This is a genomic window from Motilimonas eburnea, assembly GCF_021295345.1.
Lineage (GTDB): Bacteria > Pseudomonadota > Gammaproteobacteria > Enterobacterales > CBDFNC01 > Motilimonas > Motilimonas eburnea.
The window spans coordinates 68,523-85,385 of sequence record NZ_JAIMJB010000004.1 but is presented as its reverse complement, the minus strand read 5'-3'; the positions used below and the strand labels follow the sequence as shown (position 1 = coordinate 85,385).

General features: G+C 45.7%; 21 protein-coding genes. 16 read left to right on the top strand and 5 right to left on the bottom strand.

Annotation, left to right across the window (positions count from 1 at the left end; genetic code table 11):
* The first annotated feature begins 2 nt into the window (after positions 1 to 2).
* From K6Y21_RS05290 to yiaA, 10 genes are all read left to right on the top strand, one after another.
* Entirely contained in the window at positions 3 to 1,424 is a 1,422-nt protein-coding gene (locus K6Y21_RS05290; protein ID WP_233070734.1) for a phosphatase PAP2/dual specificity phosphatase family protein, read from the top strand.
* Positions 1,421 to 1,906 carry a hypothetical protein gene (locus K6Y21_RS05285; protein ID WP_233070733.1) on the top strand — a complete coding sequence of 162 codons (486 nt, stop codon included), beginning with the start codon at positions 1,421 to 1,423 and terminating at the stop codon, positions 1,904 to 1,906. The genes K6Y21_RS05290 and K6Y21_RS05285 overlap by 4 nt, the downstream gene beginning before the upstream one ends.
* A 41-nt stretch (positions 1,907 to 1,947) precedes the next feature.
* Positions 1,948 to 2,625, top strand: coding sequence for a lysophospholipid acyltransferase family protein (locus K6Y21_RS05280; protein WP_233070732.1), 678 nt, complete (start codon positions 1,948 to 1,950; stop codon positions 2,623 to 2,625).
* Positions 2,622 to 3,581, top strand: coding sequence for a phosphatidate cytidylyltransferase (locus K6Y21_RS05275; RefSeq protein WP_233070731.1), 960 nt, complete (start codon positions 2,622 to 2,624; stop codon positions 3,579 to 3,581). Before K6Y21_RS05280 ends, K6Y21_RS05275 begins: the two co-directional genes overlap by 4 nt.
* An 85-nt stretch (positions 3,582 to 3,666) precedes the next feature.
* Positions 3,667 to 3,843, top strand: coding sequence for a hypothetical protein (locus tag K6Y21_RS05270; RefSeq protein ID WP_233070730.1), 177 nt, complete (start codon positions 3,667 to 3,669; stop codon positions 3,841 to 3,843).
* 77 nt (positions 3,844 to 3,920) lie between these two features.
* Complete coding sequence (locus K6Y21_RS05265) at positions 3,921 to 4,499, top strand: DUF1287 domain-containing protein (RefSeq protein ID WP_233070729.1); 579 nt, start codon at positions 3,921 to 3,923, stop codon at positions 4,497 to 4,499.
* 9 nt (positions 4,500 to 4,508) lie between these two features.
* Positions 4,509 to 4,817 (top strand): Imm58 family immunity protein, encoded by a 309-nt coding sequence (locus K6Y21_RS05260; RefSeq protein WP_233070728.1) that lies wholly within the window; start codon positions 4,509 to 4,511, stop codon positions 4,815 to 4,817.
* 18 nt (positions 4,818 to 4,835) lie between these two features.
* Complete coding sequence (locus K6Y21_RS05255) at positions 4,836 to 5,312, top strand: HAD family hydrolase (protein WP_233070727.1); 477 nt, start codon at positions 4,836 to 4,838, stop codon at positions 5,310 to 5,312.
* A gap of 7 nt (positions 5,313 to 5,319) precedes the next feature.
* Positions 5,320 to 5,643 carry a TfoX/Sxy family protein gene (locus tag K6Y21_RS05250; RefSeq protein ID WP_233070726.1) on the top strand — a complete coding sequence of 108 codons (324 nt, stop codon included), beginning with the start codon at positions 5,320 to 5,322 and terminating at the stop codon, positions 5,641 to 5,643.
* 159 nt (positions 5,644 to 5,802) lie between these two features.
* Positions 5,803 to 6,384 carry an inner membrane protein YiaA gene (gene yiaA, locus K6Y21_RS05245; RefSeq protein ID WP_238486344.1) on the top strand — a complete coding sequence of 194 codons (582 nt, stop codon included), beginning with the start codon at positions 5,803 to 5,805 and terminating at the stop codon, positions 6,382 to 6,384.
* Between the two features lie 52 nt (positions 6,385 to 6,436).
* Here yiaA and K6Y21_RS05240 read toward each other — a convergent pair whose 3' ends face one another.
* Complete coding sequence (locus K6Y21_RS05240) at positions 6,437 to 7,885, bottom strand: serine hydrolase domain-containing protein (RefSeq protein ID WP_233070725.1); 1,449 nt, start codon at positions 7,883 to 7,885, stop codon at positions 6,437 to 6,439.
* Between the two features lie 302 nt (positions 7,886 to 8,187).
* Between K6Y21_RS05240 and K6Y21_RS05235 the strand changes: the two genes are divergently transcribed.
* On the top strand, positions 8,188 to 8,433 hold the full coding sequence (locus K6Y21_RS05235; protein ID WP_233070724.1) for a DUF6868 family protein: 246 nt from the start codon (positions 8,188 to 8,190) through the stop codon (positions 8,431 to 8,433).
* A 64-nt stretch (positions 8,434 to 8,497) separates the two neighbouring features.
* Positions 8,498 to 9,127 (top strand): FMN-binding negative transcriptional regulator, encoded by a 630-nt coding sequence (locus K6Y21_RS05230; RefSeq protein ID WP_233070723.1) that lies wholly within the window; start codon positions 8,498 to 8,500, stop codon positions 9,125 to 9,127.
* Positions 9,128 to 9,301: 174 nt separating this feature from the next.
* Here K6Y21_RS05230 and glpD read toward each other — a convergent pair whose 3' ends face one another.
* From glpD to K6Y21_RS05215, 3 genes are all read right to left on the bottom strand, one after another.
* Positions 9,302 to 10,888: a glycerol-3-phosphate dehydrogenase gene (glpD, locus tag K6Y21_RS05225; RefSeq protein WP_233070722.1), complete on the bottom strand. Its 1,587-nt coding sequence runs from the start codon at positions 10,886 to 10,888 to the stop codon at positions 9,302 to 9,304.
* Positions 10,889 to 10,908: 20 nt separating this feature from the next.
* A complete protein-coding gene (gene glpK / locus K6Y21_RS05220) occupies positions 10,909 to 12,420 on the bottom strand; it encodes a glycerol kinase GlpK (RefSeq protein WP_233070721.1) in 1,512 nt (503 codons plus the stop codon).
* Between the two features lie 104 nt (positions 12,421 to 12,524).
* Positions 12,525 to 13,418 (bottom strand): substrate-binding periplasmic protein, encoded by an 894-nt coding sequence (locus K6Y21_RS05215; protein WP_233070720.1) that lies wholly within the window; start codon positions 13,416 to 13,418, stop codon positions 12,525 to 12,527.
* Positions 13,419 to 13,797: 379 nt separating this feature from the next.
* Here K6Y21_RS05215 and K6Y21_RS05210 point away from each other — a divergent pair, with 379 nt between their 5' ends.
* A complete protein-coding gene (locus tag K6Y21_RS05210; RefSeq protein ID WP_233070719.1) occupies positions 13,798 to 14,001 on the top strand; it encodes a hypothetical protein in 204 nt (67 codons plus the stop codon).
* 102 nt (positions 14,002 to 14,103) lie between these two features.
* Entirely contained in the window at positions 14,104 to 14,346 is a 243-nt protein-coding gene (locus tag K6Y21_RS05205) for a hypothetical protein (RefSeq protein ID WP_233070718.1), read from the top strand.
* 120 nt (positions 14,347 to 14,466) lie between these two features.
* Here K6Y21_RS05205 and K6Y21_RS05200 read toward each other — a convergent pair whose 3' ends face one another.
* Positions 14,467 to 14,805 carry a YajD family HNH nuclease gene (locus tag K6Y21_RS05200; protein WP_233070717.1) on the bottom strand — a complete coding sequence of 113 codons (339 nt, stop codon included), beginning with the start codon at positions 14,803 to 14,805 and terminating at the stop codon, positions 14,467 to 14,469.
* Between the two features lie 146 nt (positions 14,806 to 14,951).
* Here K6Y21_RS05200 and K6Y21_RS05195 point away from each other — a divergent pair, with 146 nt between their 5' ends.
* Together K6Y21_RS05195 and K6Y21_RS05190 are read left to right on the top strand one after the other, a co-directional pair.
* Entirely contained in the window at positions 14,952 to 16,022 is a 1,071-nt protein-coding gene (locus tag K6Y21_RS05195; RefSeq protein ID WP_233070716.1) for a hypothetical protein, read from the top strand.
* Between the two features lie 16 nt (positions 16,023 to 16,038).
* On the top strand, positions 16,039 to 16,524 hold the full coding sequence (locus tag K6Y21_RS05190; protein ID WP_233070715.1) for a GNAT family N-acetyltransferase: 486 nt from the start codon (positions 16,039 to 16,041) through the stop codon (positions 16,522 to 16,524).
* Positions 16,525 to 16,863: the final 339 nt, after the last annotated feature.

The following is a 16,863-nucleotide window of genomic DNA, read 5'->3' as shown; positions in this document are numbered from 1 at the left end:
CAATGAAACCCGCCGAGTTAGCACGCGAAACCGGGCCGATTTTATGGCGACGCAGTCTAGGCTGGTTGGCCTTATTAGCGCCGCTATTTTTTATTAGCTATAACTTTGCTAATCAATATGCGGCCAATCAGGCGCAGGTGCCTAGCTTGATGCTGAGCTGGGAATCAGCGATTCCTTTGCTGCCTTGGACCATAATTCCTTATTGGTCGATAGATTTACTCTATGGCTTGGCTTTTTTATTGCCTCGCAGTCGACGCGGCGTTGACCGTTTGGGATTAAGGCTGCTGACCGCTCAGCTGATTTGCATCAGCTGCTTTTTGATTTGGCCGTTAAAGTTTAGTTTAGAGCGGCCTGAGTTAACGGGCGTCTTTGGTAGCCTGTTCGATTTGTTAATGGGCTTTGATAAGCCCTTTAATCAAGCCCCTTCGCTACACATTACCTTGTTGATTGTTTTATGGGCTTGTTTTGCCGCCCATTTACGTGGGCCTTGGCGCTATGTGATGCATGTTTGGATGGCGCTGATTGGTATTTCGGTGCTGACCACATGGCAGCATCATTTTATTGATGTGCCCACCGGCATTTTAGCCGGGGCCTTGTGTTTATGGTGCTGGCCGCAGCAGCGTCCCAGCCCGTTATTGTTGTGGCAAGGTCGTATTAAGCCACAGCTTAAGTTAGCTTGTTTGTACCTGATTGGCAGTGCGCTATTTGGCTGTTTGGGCTGGTATGGATTTGAGCCCAATACGGGCCTGAGCTTACTGCTGTTTTGGCCCAGTTTAGCTTTGTTTTTGGTGGCATTGAATTATGCCTTTGTTGGCGCAACGGGTTTTCAAAAACAAGGTGATGGCCGGCTAAGTTGGGCGGCTAAGATTTTATTTGCGCCTTATACCTTAGCCGCTTGGGTTAATCACAAGCTATGGACGGCCAATCAAGTGGCGGCCAATGAAGTTGTGCCCGGTGTATTTTTAGGACGAAAACCGAATCGCCATGAAATTCAACGCTATTTGGGGTTAGTGGACTTATGTCCCGAGCTTCCTGTTACCCTAAGCTCACATTGTCATTATAAACAGTTAGATGTATTGGACTTAACGCCTCTAACGCCTGAGCAATGTTGGTCAGCAGCCAAGGCGATTGATAGTTTAAATCCACATTGTCATTCTCCTTTGTTGGTATTTTGCGCCTTAGGTTATTCACGCAGCAGTGTGGCGCTAATGGCGTGGCTGCTATTAGCTGGCCATGCCAGCAGTGTCGAGCAGGCTTATGCCTTGGTGGCTAAAGCAAGGCCGCAAGTGGTGATTAAACCCCATCACTTACAGGCTTTAGCAGAGCTGATCACAACAGCTGATTTTAAGGCGTATCAGCGCCATCGCAGTCATGTTAGTCAGCAAAATCAGCAGCAAAGAAAAATGAGCGCGGTGCAAGCATGACGGGGTTTAGCCAATTACAATTGCAAGTCAGCCTATTACGTCAAGGTGCCGAGCTTGATCGTTTTTCGGTTAAATTAACCTTGTTAGCCTTACTTTTGCTGATAGTGCAGCCATGGTTGAACTTCGCTTTATGGCAAGTGATTTGTTTAATGACTGGTGTTTTGCTGGGGTTATTGCAGAAATATTATGCGCTGCGTGTCAGTTTGGATGCCGAGCTGTTTAGTAACTTAGCCAGTGAGCTAACGCAAATGAGCAAAAGCGAAACAGACATTGATGAAAAGGCGTTAACCCATGCTTTGGCCAGATTAGATCTCGCCTTGGCTGAACAAGGACTTATCAAGCGCCCAACTAAAACGCGCACACTGGCGCAGCGCTGTCTAGGGGCAAAGCGCTTGTTAAAACGTCAAATGATTTACTTATTTGGCCAACTGGCGATGATGCTAGTGCTGATCATCATGACTAGTTTGGCTCACTTTGCCTAATTGCTTGGCGGTATAAATACGAATATGGAGTGGTCTATCGCGTGAAATGGTTTGTTAGTATGGCGGCGGCCTTGGTTCGGCTTGTGATTATTGTTGCGGCTAAATTGATAACAGGCGCTAAAGCCTTGGGTCAAGTGCCCAGTTTGGATACCTATGGTCAGCCTCGCGTTTATATCGCTAACCACACCAGCCATGGTGATTTTGTACTGCTCTGGGCAGCGTTACACCCTGCGCTGCGCAAACGCGTGCGTCCCGTGGCTGGCGCTGACTATTGGCAAGCAGGGCCGCTGCGCCGTTTTATTATTCATCATGTGTTTAATGGCGTACTGATTGCGCGCCGTAATAAGCATGAGCCTAATGCTGACGACCCGTTAGCCCCCATGTTAGATGCGTTAAAGCAGGGGGATTCACTTATCTTTTTCCCCGAAGGCACCCGCAATTTGGCAGAGCCAAATCCAGAGCTGGGTTACACACCTCTGTTGCCATTTAAATCTGGCTTGTACCATTTGTTAAACCGAGCCCCTCATGTGCCATGTGTGCCGGTGTGGATAGCTAATTTGAATCGCGTGATGCCTAAAGGGCGTAGCCTGCCATTACCTTTGCTTTGTACTCTTAACTTTGCGCCGCCGCTTTTATTGCAGCATGGTGAAGACAAGCTCGCTTTTCTCCAGCGCGCAGAGCAAGCTTTACTTGGCCAAGCGCCGGGGGAGGCCCAATGAGCCAAGATATGCAGATGTTGTTCTTAGGTCTAGGACTGTTTTTAACCCTCGCCAGTGTGATAGCTAAAGCCTTACAGTATCACCATGCTCAAGGGCAAAAACGAGCGGGACAGCCGCCATCGGCATCGCCGGTGTTGGAAAACTTAACCGCTAGGATCAAGGCGTGGTGGGGCATGATCATCGTGCTGGCCATTGCTTTTTATTTTGGCGACTTGGGCGTGATCGTGTTGTTTTTCTTGGTATCGTTTTATGCCTTACGGGAGTTTTTAACCTTAGTGCCCACTCGTCATAGCGATTATCCGGCCTTGTTTGCCGCGTTTTATTTTGCCTTGCCGATGCAGTATTTTTTAATTGCGATTGACTGGTATAGCTTGTTGGTTATTTTTATTCCGGTTTATTTATTCTTGCTTTTGCCCATTTTGGCCGCGCTAGGCGGCGATACTACGCGTTATTTAGAGCGGACCAGTAAGGTGCAATGGGGGCTGATGATCGCCGTGTATTGTGTTTCGGCTATTCCTGCCTTGCTATTGCTAGACATAGAAGGCTTTGCGGGGCGAAATCTGTTACTGATCGCGTGGTTTATCTTGGTGGTACAGCTGTCGGATGTATTGCAATATGTTTGTGGCAAGTTGTTCGGTAAAACGAAAATTGCCCCGACCTTGTCACCATCAAAAACCGTTGAAGGTTTTGTCGGTGGGATCTTGCTATCCATGGTTGTGGGGGCGGCTCTTTATCATTTAACGCCTTTTGCACCTTGGCAAGCGGCTCTGATCGCCTTGCTGGTTAATCTACTTGGTTTTGCCGGTGGCATAGTGATGTCGGCCATTAAACGTGATTGCAAGGTGAAAGACTGGGGCCATATGATAGAAGGTCACGGCGGCATGTTTGATCGCATTGATTCGGTCTGTTTTGCCGCGCCGGTGTTCTTTCATTTGGTGCGATATTGGTGGACTTAAGCGGTAACTAAAAGCGCAGCGAGTAACTAAATGCGAAGCGAGTAACTAAAAGCGAAGCGAGTAACTAAAAGCGAAGCGAGTAATTATGATGAAAAAACTCACGGGGAAATGGCGCTTAACCTTAGCGCAATTTGCGGTCTCGGTGGAAGTACAAGAGTATCAACAAGATCCTGAACAGGCATATTGGCGTGAAGCTAAGATCAGCGATCTATGGGCCAGAGTGCGTAACAAGGATAAAGTAAAATGGCAATGTGTCAGATAATTAGGAAACTGACTTGCAGAGGTCTGGTTTTGGGTTTTGCGTTATGGCCAATAATGGTGCTAGTGCCGAGCTTAACCATGGCTGCACCAGCTTCTACACCCAGTGAGCTGGCATCGAGTGATGTTAAGCAACAACTAGTGACGGCCGCGTTATACCGCACCACGCAAAACGTGCGTTACGATGGTCGCTATATTGCCATTGCCTATCCTAATGGCGATGTTCCTGCCTATATTGGTGTCTGTACCGATGTGATTGTGCGCAGTTATCGCGCCTTAGGCATAGATTTACAACAACGGGTGCATCAGGATATGGCCAAGCACTTTAGTGCTTATCCCTCTAAACGTATTTGGGGATTAACTCGCCCCGATCGCAATATCGATCATCGTCGCGTACCTAACCTGCAGGCGTATTTTTCTCGCCATGGCGAGGTATTGCCCGTTTCTGACCAAGGCGATACTTATCAAGTGGGTGATATCGTCACCTGGATGTTACCGGGCAACCTGCCTCATATTGGCATTTTAGTGCCGCCGCCAGAGGGGGAGGCTTCATCAAACTCACCTTGGGTGGTTCACAATATTGGCGCGGGGCCGGTGCGTGAAGATATGCTATTTAGTTACCCCATCACAGGGCATTATCGTTATCAGCCCGTGAATTAAGGTCAAATAATGAAACTTATCTGTATTGTGCTATTTGTGTTGCTCTTTGCTAGCAATGTATTTTGGTTTTTTGCTGCTCTCGATCAAGGTATTAGCTTTACTTATCTTGAGGCGAGTTATGAAACCCTAGCGCGCTCACATCAACAGTTAACTCATTTGGCTAACTTAAATTTAATTGGCCTGAGCGCAGATGAAGCGCAACATTTGATTGGTCAGGATGTTTATAACTCTGACCTCCGCATTAAAGAAGGTTGTTTGTGGGCTGGGCAAGTTTGTATGAAGCTCGATGAAGCAAATCACATCGTTGCGATAGAGTAAGGCTCGGAGAAAAACAATATGCAGCAAGTCTATCTATTTGATTGGGGTGATACCTTGATGGCGGATTTTCCAAATCAGTCGGGCAAGATGTGTGATTGGCCAAATGTGGCAGCGGTAGACGGCGCGGTCGCAACCTTGGCTCAGTTATCTCAGTGTTATCCTGTCTATATAGCGACCAATGCGGCTGATTCCAGTGAGTCTGAGATCCAAGCGGCCTTTGCCCGCGTCGGGCTAGATAAGTATCTATCGGGTTATTTTTGCCGTGCCAATTTAGGCGTAGCAAAAGGCACGCCTGAGTTTTTTCATCGGATAATTAAGCAACTTAATGTTGCACCTCATACTGTACTCATGGTGGGCGATTCACTGCAAAACGATGTCTTACCCGCTATCGCAGCAGGCCTTCAAGGGATTTGGTTTAATCCTAGAAGGGAAGACTTAGAGCCTCTTGCAAGGATAAAGCAAATTAATGCGTTAACTGAGCTGGTTAAGTCTTGAGGTTCACATGAAGCTAAGAGACTTACCCGGGCTTGGGCCAAAATCAGAGCAAATGTTGCATCAAGCTGGGATCACCAGCGTTGAGCAGTTAAACGCGCTAGGCGCCATTGCTGCTTTTATCAAGGTCAAACAAGCCAGCGGGGTAACCCCCAGTTTAAATTTATTGTATGCCTTAGTTGGCGCGTTAGAAGGCGAGCATTGGCTGACCATAGCGAAATCCCAAAAAGCCGAGCTTATTATGCAGCTGGAAGGTTACGCCCTATTAGAGCAAGTTTTTGCTGAAGCGGGTGAAGCATTAAACTTATCCGTTAAGGCATCACGACATAAATAGTGAGTTAAGTCGCTTTTTAATGATAAATATGTTTTTATAGGTGGCGGTTAATGTATCCTTTCAACATTTCATACCTTGTTGTAATTAGGTTCGTTTTGGCCAATCGTATCAGCGAAATCAGATCAACTCCATCGCTGTATGGTTCACTCGAGGAAGTTAATGCTTTTAATCAACAGCATCTATTTATCGGCCTTAAGGTATGTTTCTAAGGCAACGCGTTACGGACTCTCATTAATGTCGAATAAGGATATTGCTATGAAGCTAAACCAAGCCAAGTTAAACAAACCTTCTACCGCTTATATAATGGCGACATGGGCTGCACTTGTGATCGGTGTATTGAGTTATTTAATTGGTTTATGGAACGCCTCCTTTGAGCTCAATGAAAAAGGTTATTATTTTGCCGTGTTTTTGTTAGCAATGTTTGCCGCGGTGACCCTGCAAAAAAGTGTTCGGGACCAGGAAGAAGGCTTGCCGGTAACTAAGATTTTTTTCGGCATGTGCTGGGTTGCGTTTGCCTCGGCCGTTGCCTTGTTGGTCATCGGTTTAATTAATGCGGATATTTTACTCAGTGAAAAAGGGTTTTACGGCATCTCGTTTTTGCTGGCCTTGTTTGCCGTGATCACAGCGCAAAAAAATACCCGAGATTTAACCAATGAGTTAGGGCAAACCGACTCTTCCGCTTTTCCAAAATCGGCTTCGAAAATTGATGCCGCAATCAAGGCTGGCGAGCTTATTCCCTAGTATCCCCATGTCCCTGTTGCGCCTTTTGGGTTTGCCTCAAAAGGCGTATTTATCAAGCTATCTGTGTTTTTCCTTTTGTTACCGACTGAGCTCTATTAGCTTGGCCTTTAATCAATATGCCCAGCTTGATGAGGGTGAGTAACCCTATGATCCCTAGCCAGACCACCAGATCTGGCGCCATATACCAAAGCATGTAGTAAGTCATACCACGGCCTAATAGCAGCTGGACTAAATACGGCAGGGCAAGGATAAAGACAAGCAGGATAACGATTCCTACTAAATCACGCCTTGTTGATTGCTGGCTGACATTTCCTTGGACTAGATATTTTAGATAGTACTTTCTGGTCGAAAAAATATGACTGATAACATCGGCTAAGATCAACAGGGGATAGAGCAAGATAAGCCAAGTAACTAGGCCATTTCCCGCATGTGGCTTACCTTGTAACTCGGCCTTTAGCGCAGCGATTAACTGTGGATGAGCAAAATAAACCAGCGGCAATCCTGATTTATTGGCAAGGAGCACTATGCTCAGTTCTTGCTCGGGCATGGCGATCACCTCTGCCATATGGTTCGCCAACACACCATCGTGACCAAAGGCTGACATGTCGCCATTGGAGTAGTTAAACCAGCTTAAGCCATTATCTGCTTGTGAGTTTAATGGTGGGCGCAACATAGCGAGCTGAGACTGGCTTAGCAATGGCTTACCTTCTTTATCTAATCCGGTGAGCTGAAACTGCATAAAGCGGGAAAGATCTTGGGCACTACTGAGAATAAATCCTGCTGGTATTTCACTTAGGTTATGAGTCAATTCTTGTCGTTTGAGATTAAACCCCATAAACGCACTGTAGCCCGAGTGAGTCACATGCTTGCTGGCTATGGTGGCAGATTGGCTCATGCCTAATGGAGTAAACAGCGCTTCATGAACAAATCTGTCGAAGGGTTGGCCACTGACTCGTTCGATAATTTCACCCAGTAAATGATAGCCTGTATTACTATAAGAAAAGTGCTCACCGGGTATGGTTGCGAGTTTGACTTGGGCTAAATCCTTGATGATATCGCTAGTCTCAAACCGTTGATTGGCTTGGTATTTGTAATTAAGCGATGATAACCCAGAGGTGTGATTGAGTAAGTGTTTCACTTTTACCTTGCCTTCCCCGCCGTGTTTAAATTTCAATTCGCGAAGGTAATCAGTCACCGGCGCGTTGAGGTCAATTTTCCCCTGTGCGACAAGTAACATCAGCGCACTGGCCGTAATGGGCTTAGAAACTGAGCCGATAAACATGGGGGTATGACTATCGATGGGATTATCAGGTCCAGACAGTGCTGCTTGACCATGAGTTTGGTCATAAATGATCTTGTCGCCTTGGCGAATAACCACACTTAGAGCGGGAATATCATACCTTTGGGCATGTTCTTGCAAGACTTGGTCAATGTTATCGAACTGGCTGGTTGCATTCGCGACCAGGCTAGTGATTGCGTTAGCAACTAAGCTTAGCAACAAGACAAACAGCCTAAGTTGTTTGCAACTGACTAACGGTTTATTGCCAGATGGCCTATGGTTTAAATTACAATGACAAAGTGGCACGTTGGTTTCTCATTAATAAGTATATTACATAATTTGGTAGTGAATAATGCTTTGAATTTAAATTTTTGAAGCAACTGATGCTAGTTTGTGTTGTTGCAAGACAAAATACCTTATTCGATATCAGAAATCTGACTCAAAGTGCGGATTTTTTCCAATTGTTGGGTTTATCTTTGTCTGTTATGTATTGCTTTAAGATCAGTGACTAAGGGAGAAATGTGATGACTGAATTAGACACGGTTGCGACTGTTTTAGGGTGGTGCAGTTTGATTAACATACTCGTTTTGACTGCATCAACGTTAGCTGTGGTTGTATTGAGATCATCTATCGTGAAGCTACATAGTCGTTTATTTGAGATTGAAGAAACGCAATTAACGATTCTTTATTTTAAATATTTAAGTGCCTATAAGCTCATTACCTTATGCTTTTTTGTGGTGCCCTATTTGAGCCTAAAAGTAGTGGTTTAATGATTGTTGTCATGTCGTTTCCCTGATAAGTTACACTGTCTTTTTACAGATGCAGGGTGATTCAGTGTTTATTCCAAAGGCGTTTCGCCAAGAAAATATCCAAGCCTGCTTGGCTTTGATGCAAGCGTATCCGTTTGCGACCTTAGTTGCGCAGAGCGATGAAGGCATAGAAGTTTATCACTTGCCTATGGTGCTAAAGCCAAACGGAGAAAGTGGGTTGTTGCAAGGACATATTGCTAAGGCCAACCCCTTGTGGCAAAAAGTGGCATCAGGTACTCAAGTACAAGTCATTTTCAATGGCCCAAACTGTTATATCTCACCCAATCATTACCCCACTAAAGCAGAAGATGGCCGCGCCGTGCCGACTTGGAACTATGCTGTGGTGCATGTCCAAGGCAAGATAAATTTCACTCGCGATCCTGATTGGATCATGACTTGTATCCAAGATTTAACTTCGATTCATGAAGCCGACTCCGCCACCCCTTGGACCTTTGATGAAGCACCACCGGGTTATATAGAGCGTATGCTACCTGCCATTGTGGGGATAGAGATTGAGATCACAGGGATCCAAGGCAAGTGGAAATTGAGTCAAAATCAGCCTCGAGTGAATCAACAAGGGGTTATTAATGGCCTTAATGCGCTGACGCCTCAGTCTCAGCAAGTTGCCACCATGGTTGAAGAGGCGATGAAGTAAACTCATATTTAAAAATGTCTTCTCTGGGCAAGCTCAGGTTCCACAAGCTCCCGATTGCACTCAAGCTCTGTCCTGTGGGAGGCGAGCTTGCTCGGCGAATAACACAACTGATATTTATAAACACCTTTCTTGAGCATGCTAACAACCGTGCATAGTTAACTTGAACTTAGGTACTTAGCTCACTTGCCCTGTTTGACGAAACAAATACAGGGCAAGAGCTTGCTGTTCACCTTTAGATAAATACAAACCAAGCTTGGTGCGCCGCCATAATATATCATCGACTTGAAATGCCCATTCGTGCTCAATGAGGTGATCTACTTCACGCTGATACAGATCATGGCCAAAGCAGTGACCAAGATCGGCTAATTTTTCTACTTTAGCTAACATTTTCAATGTGGTTTGACCGTATTGATGCTGGTAGCGCGTTAGTAAGGTTTCAGGTAAATAAGGGTGGTGGGCCAATAAGGTCTGGTGGAGCTGGGCTAAATCGCCTTCTGAGCCGGGCAAGGGCGCGCGGGCTGTCCAATTGCGTTTTGTTTGGCTGAGCAGCTGGCCAAAAAAGGGTTGTAATTTTTCCATACAGCGCAAGGCGAGCTTGCGGTAGGTGGTGATTTTACCGCCGTAGATGGTCACGATCGGGGCTTGATTGGCCGCCAGTTTCAAGTCGATTTGATAATCTCGCGATGCGTTTTGGGCACTGGTGTCCCCGCTGTCAAACAGGGGACGGACGCCGCTAAAGTGCCAAACAATGTCTTGTTCGTCGAGGCCTTGCTTAAAATGCTGATTGACGACTTGCAGCAAATAGGTGCGTTCATTTTCATCTAAACTGGCATGTCGAGGATCGCCTTGGTAATCCACATCCGTGGTACCAATCAGGGTAAAATCACTCATAAAGGGGATCACAAACACAATACGTTTGTCGCTGTGTTGCAAAATATAGGCTTGCGAGCCCGGATACATTTTGCGCACCACTAGGTGTGAGCCTTTGACTAAGCGCAGCCTAGTTGCCTTTGTTGAGTTAGTTGATTTGGCTGCTATGGGCTCTGGCATAGGTTGTGCCATGGCTTTATCGAGTAATTGATTGACCCAAGGGCCGGTGGCGTTGACGATGGCCTTAGCTTGGCGCGTGATAGTGCGCTGCTGGCGCTGATCATACAAGGTCAGCTGCCAACCCACATCACAGGTAGTGATTTGCGTGACTGCGCAGTAATTAGCCACTTCGCCTTGGTGCTCTAACACTCTTAGGCCATTACTGATGACCAAGCGGGCATCATCTACCCAGCAATCACTGTATTCAAAGGCGATGTTAAATTCATCTTTAAGGGGATTGTTCGCTGACAAGTGTATCTGCTGGCTGGGTGGAAAACGATTGTGCCAATAGAGGCGGTCGTATAAGAACAAGCCTAAACGGATCAACCAAGCTGGCCTAAGTGTTGGTTGATGGGGCAATACAAAGCGAATTGGGGTGACCAAGTGACGTGCGACTTGGCTAATAATTTCTCTTTCGGCGAGCGCACTGGCCACTAATGCAAAGTCGCCTTGTTCTAAGTAGCGCAGGCCGCCGTGGATCAACTTAGAGCTGGCTGATGAAGTGGCGCCCGCGATATCTTTAGCATCATAAAGGCCTACTGTTAAACCTTGTCCCGCAGCATCGGCGGCAATGCCTGCCCCATTAATGCCAGCGCCAATGACAATAAGGTCCAATACCGTTTGCTGCTCGGGCAACGGGGCAATAGAAAGTTTGGTTGCGGGTATGACCATGGCAACTCCTTAGCCACAGCTTAATCAGCTTGATTAAGTTGAGCCCATAGCTGAGCGCACTGAATAGCGTTATGCCAGCCCTTGAGCCGCGCTGTTCTTTTTTGTGGATCTCGGTGAGGGATAAACACCTCATTCGTTACATTTAGTTTTTCTAATGCGTTAAATGACGACCAAAAACCGACTGCGAGTCCAGCCAAGTAAGCAGCGCCTAAGGCGGTCACTTCGGTCTGATTAGGCTTTAATACGGGAATATTCAGTAAGTCGGCCTGAAATTGCATCAGAAAATCATTACTGCTAGCGCCGCCATCTACCTTCATTTGCTTTAAGGTCAGGTTGGCATCACTTTGCATTGCACATAACACATCATAAGTTTGATAAGCGATACTCTCTAAACTGGCCCTAACGATATGCTTTGCTTGAGTACCACGCGTCAAGCCTACGAGTGTGCCTCGGGCATTGGGTTGCCAATAAGGCGCGCCAATGCCGGTAAAAGCCGGCACCATGTACACCTTGTTCGCACTGGCAGCTTGTTTGGCCATCTCTGACGTCTGACTAACATCCTCAAATAGCTGCATTTCGTCCCTCAACCATTGCATGGTTGCACCGCCCATAAACACCGAGCCCTCTAAAGCATATTGCGGCTCACCTTTTGGACCACAGGCTAGGGTAGTTAATAACCCATGATCTGATTGCACTTTGCTGGCTCCTGTGTGCATGAGTAAAAAGCAACCCGTGCCGTAGGTATTCTTTAGCTGTCCAGCTTTGACCCCAAGGTGACCAAACAAAGCGGCTTGTTGATCGCCGACTAGGCTGGTAATTGGGATGCGGTGTTGTCGATATTTAAATTCCCCGAAAAAACCAGAGGAGGGCTTCACCTCAGGCAATAAACTGGCCGCAATACCAAACTTGTCGAGCAAATAGGGATCCCAGCTTAAGGTATCAATATTAAACAAGAGGGTGCGCGAGGCATTGGTGTAGTCGGTCGCGTGGACTTGGCCCTCGGTGAGTTGCCAAAGTAACCAAGTATCTATTGTGCCAAAGAGTAAATCCCCAGCTTCGGCTTGCTCACGGGCATTCGCTACATTATCTAAAATCCATTTTATTTTACTGGCGCAAAAATAAGGGTCGAGGACTAAACCTGTGTGCGTTTTAATATAGCGGTTAAGCTCAGGATCTTGTTGTTTTAATTGTTCGCAAAATGCGGTAGTTCGTCGGCATTGCCAAACGATGGCGTTGTAGATGGGCTGGCCCGTGTGCTTGTTCCAGATGACCGTGGTTTCTCTTTGATTGGTGATCCCCAACCCTTGGATTTGATTGGCTGAGATGTCAGCCTGTTGCAGTGCGGCTGATAGGGTATTGAGTTGGCTTTGTAATATGTCATTTGCATCATGTTCGATCCAGCCTGGATGCGGGTAGATTTGCTTGATACCTTGCTGAGCCATGGCCACAATTTCACCTTGATGGTTAAAAATCAAGGTGCGAGAGCTGGTGGTTCCTTGGTCAAACGCGACGATGTAGTTTTTTGTTGTCATTTTTGCTCCCCCCCTAGCTAAACGTTAGATAAATATTAGTTAAACATTAGTTAAATATTAGTTGAATACCCCTTGAATATTAGGCAAACAAGGTAAGTGGAGCACTACTGGTTGCCAGGGAGGGGAGTCACAGGCTCAAATTGCGTCACGATGTAGCGATGATAATGCAGTAAGCGCTTTAACTTTCCAGATTGCCTCATGGCTTCTATTTTACTGTTAAGTAATGACAACAGCTGCTCCTTGTGCCTTGACTGACGAGATATCAGAATGTGAAACGGCTCTGGCTTGGTGTCAGGCATTACCTGAGCAGCTAGCTTATCTTCAAGGTGGGTGAGCCGGTTTAATACTAAGGTGGCACTGAATACTTCTTGCCGCGCCAGAAAAAAATGACAGCGGCCTTGCTCTAGCATTTTCGGAAGTTGGAACAAAGCTTTGATCCGATATATGGCGTCAGAAGGTGAAAATCCGAAATTGTCGTAGTTAAATCCATCGATGCCACATACTGACCCCAAGTTGAGCAAATCCCTCGCTTGTTTGATGTTCACGCCATGAGGAAATGCAGACTTTAAGTAATAGTAACTCGGTGTAAGGTGATAGTAAGGCTGCGTCGCTAGGTAGAGGGATTGACGCCTTGGATTTAATGATGCGCTCATGGCACCGTCGATTTCCCCTCTCTCAACTTCTTTAAGGCAGCGCAACCAAGGTAGAGGGATGATCCGATAGTCAACCTTTGCGGGTATAAAAACGCGTTTTAATACATCAATATCATAGCCCACCCATTGGTCAGACGTTTGTTGATGACGCTGCTGATAGTTAAATGGCGGGTATTCAGTGGCCTCAACGCAAAAGAGAACTTGCGTGTATCCAAGTGGGATCCAAGTAAGAAAAAGGCTGGCAATGATAACCAAGCGTGAGAGTAAGTTCATGGTGTCACTAGCATAAATAGACTGCTCAAAGTATAGCAGTGCATCAATAAACGAGGGTGAGTTTCGCGCCATGTTTTATTTGTGCTGGTGGGTAGGCGCTGGATGAATCGCAAGCACATGCTTGCACCACTTAATCACTGACTTGTTTAATGATTTGGCTTTGCTTGTTAAAGGCGAATTGATATCCGTTTGTTGAATTTGTTTGCGTGATTAAAAAGCATGTTTTTTTGTCTATATATGCGATATTTATTGGTTTTTTTGAATTTTATTTCATCCAAGATGAAGGTGGAGATACTTCCAAGTAAATAAAAGAGATTGGATTTAAAATTAAATGTAAATAGATAAAATAATTGCTTGTGTTATGTAAAAATATAAATAATATATCACTTGTGGTTGGCTTTTTAGGCCCTCCATCTATCTCATGAATTTATTGTTTGAATAAGGAGTCAGCATGAATATTTCAGTCTATATGCCAATGCTGCACTCTGATCTTGTGTCTGTTGTTCGAGTTAAACAAGCACGCTGTGCCTTAACCAAACAAGCACGCTGTGCCTTAACCAAACAAGCACGCTGTGCCTTAACCAAACAAGCACGCTGTGCCTTAACCAAACAAGCACGCTGTGCCTTAACCAAACAAGGCCAAGACAAACAATAAATTCACTGCCTAACTGTTCTGGGTCGTGGATAAACGACCTTTAATAGTCATTATTATTGTCTTCGTTTTTCCCTCGACCCTTTGATAAAAAAGGGAACGAAAGTGTCACAGTCTATATACATTAAGCTTGCAAACTTGTTGATCAAGTTGGATGAAAGACGTAACGAGAAACGTGCAAAAGTGCTGAATATAGAAAATTACGCTCATTTAAGTGAACACACGCTAAAAGATATAGGGTTAGTTGAAATGGCGAGTCAACGCCGTTTGGCTCAATACTCTTCCAGCCGCCCACTTGAACCTTTTTCTCGTTCAAATTATTTGGCTCGGCATGAGCATTTCAGATGACCACAGCGTGCTGGTGATTTCAAATCAGCACGCTAATTAATAAGTCCACTCTCCGTTAGCGTGTATTAAACGGAGAGTAAATTGCAACAGGTCATCAATAATAATGATGAATGGTTATGTTTATTTTTTATTCATCATTTCGCGTAAATTGGCAAATGGGTTATTGGTGGCATGATCTTGTTTTAAATCAGCCCCAGCTTCGACACTTGAACCGTATTCCCTTGCTTCGGTGTATTTGGCATGCTCATTATCGTGGCAATATAAGCATAATAACTCCCAGTTCGAGCCATCATTGGGGTTATTATTATGGTCGTGATCGATATGGTGTACGGTCAACTCACGTAAATTGGAAAACGTGAATTCGCGTGCACAGCGGCCGCAGATCCAAGGGAATAGTTTAAGGGCCTTGTCTCGGTAGCCTTGCTCAAATTGGGCGTAATTGTGGGGGATATTGGCCATGATAATTCTCGTTTAGGTTGACTTTAGGGCACTATAACATGTGCTTGCCAAAATCATGAACACAGACAAAGGCAATAAATGGGCTTGCAGCCCTATGGGGGAATGGATAATGTCAATCACAATTAAATTGTTAGGGAAGCGTAACATTGTATAGTGACGATGATGTGAACTCGGCCGTTGCAGCCGGGATATTTAACAATGAAACGGCACGCGCGTTTCGTGAACACGTGGCGCAGCGTCAACACAGTGCTCATGCCGACGAAGAGCAGTTTCGGTTAGTGACAGGATTCAATGACATTTTTGTTGTCATTGCTTGCTGCTTATTATTGGTCTCGGCAAATTATATTGCCGCTCAGTTTGCGGCTGGGTTGGGGCCATTCGTGGTTGCTATCCTAGCTTGGGGGCTCAGTGAGTTCTTTATTCGCAAGCGCCGGATGGCACTGCCCGCCATTGTACTGATGTTTTGTTTTGTGTTGGGGGCCGCCAGAGCGACGTTTGACTGGTTGCCTATGCTTGGCTTGCCCAATGATCTGGACTTGTTAGGGGCTGGAGCGTTACATCATATGGCGCTTTATGTGGCACTTAATGTTGCGATAACTTGCCTCGTCACGGCTTTTTGTGCCTGGCTACATTGGCGTCGCTTTGCTGTGCCCATTACGATTGCTGCCATCACGGCTTCACTTGTGGCGCTGGTATTGAGCTTGATATTGGGCTTTTTTCCAAAGGCCCACGCGTTGTGGCTGTTACTCTTGCTTCTTTCTGGGCTAGGCGTATTTGCTTTTGCCTTGTATTGGGATAGCACGGATCCGTTACGCGAAACGCGTCGTGCAGATGTGGCTTTTTGGTTACATTTGTTAGCGGCACCGTTAATGGTTCACCCCGTATTTGCTCTACTTGGCACATTTGATGGGATGAGTGAACAAAGCCAGCCGTTTATCATCATTGCTGTTTATTTGTTTATTGGCTTCGTGTCTTTGGCCATAGACAGGCGTGCGCTGATGGTATCGGCATTAGGTTATGTGATTTATGCCTTATCAAACTTGTTATCAAATCAAGGCGGGATCAGTACAGGGTTTGCTACCACAGCATTGTTAATTGGGGCTGGACTGTTATTGCTCTCGGCATTTTGGGCGCCTTGTCGACACATGGCTCTGTTAATGTTTCCTCGTGCTTGGTGTGACAAATTACCGCCCTTACGTAGCAAACATATCGACTAATTGAATAGGTTTAGTAATGAAAATAGAAGTACAAGTTGTGGATTACCACGACCCTCAACAGGGCCAAGATTTAGTGGCCTTATTAAATGATTATGCCCTTGATGCGATGGGGGGAGGCGAGCCTTTAGCTGGCGATGTGACTGCAAACTTGGTCGCTAGGTTGGCAGAGCTGGATCATGCTGTAAGCTTGATCTGTTATGTAGACGGTCAACCTGCAGGGTTAACCAATGCTTTTTATGGCTTTTCTACATTTAAGGCCAAGCCTTTGATTAACATCCATGATATTACAGTAAAATCGACGTTTCGTGGATTAGGGATCAGCCAACGTATGCTAGCTAAGTTAGAGGACATCGCGCGCCAAAAAGGCTGTTGTAAGGTGACGCTCGAAGTATTGCAGGGCAATACCGTTGCGCAAAATGCATATCTTAAGGCGGGCTTTGCTGGTTATCAATTAGACCCAGAAATGGGGGATGCCTTATTTTGGCAAAAGAGCCTAGTTTAATTCTGGTTATCCGTACTTTAGCGATTAAAGATGAAAACGAGTGCTACAAACGACCCCATTTTTCTTTATCCCGTTAAATTATCATTGAGTGAAGCTTTTATCTGATCACTGTCGTCATCTTGCCCGATGAATTTTCGGTAAAGCGCGGTGATCATCTCTCTATGATGTCTGCGTTTACATCCTTGATGGCGACATTTTACGACACAGCTAGGATATTTATTTGTAATCGACTAGCCATAATCGCGGAACTTAAATATCTAGTACGAAAATGAGGTGTTTTATAGTGCTTTGTACTGTAGATATTGGCATTAATGAGGAATATAATCGTTTTTAAATTCA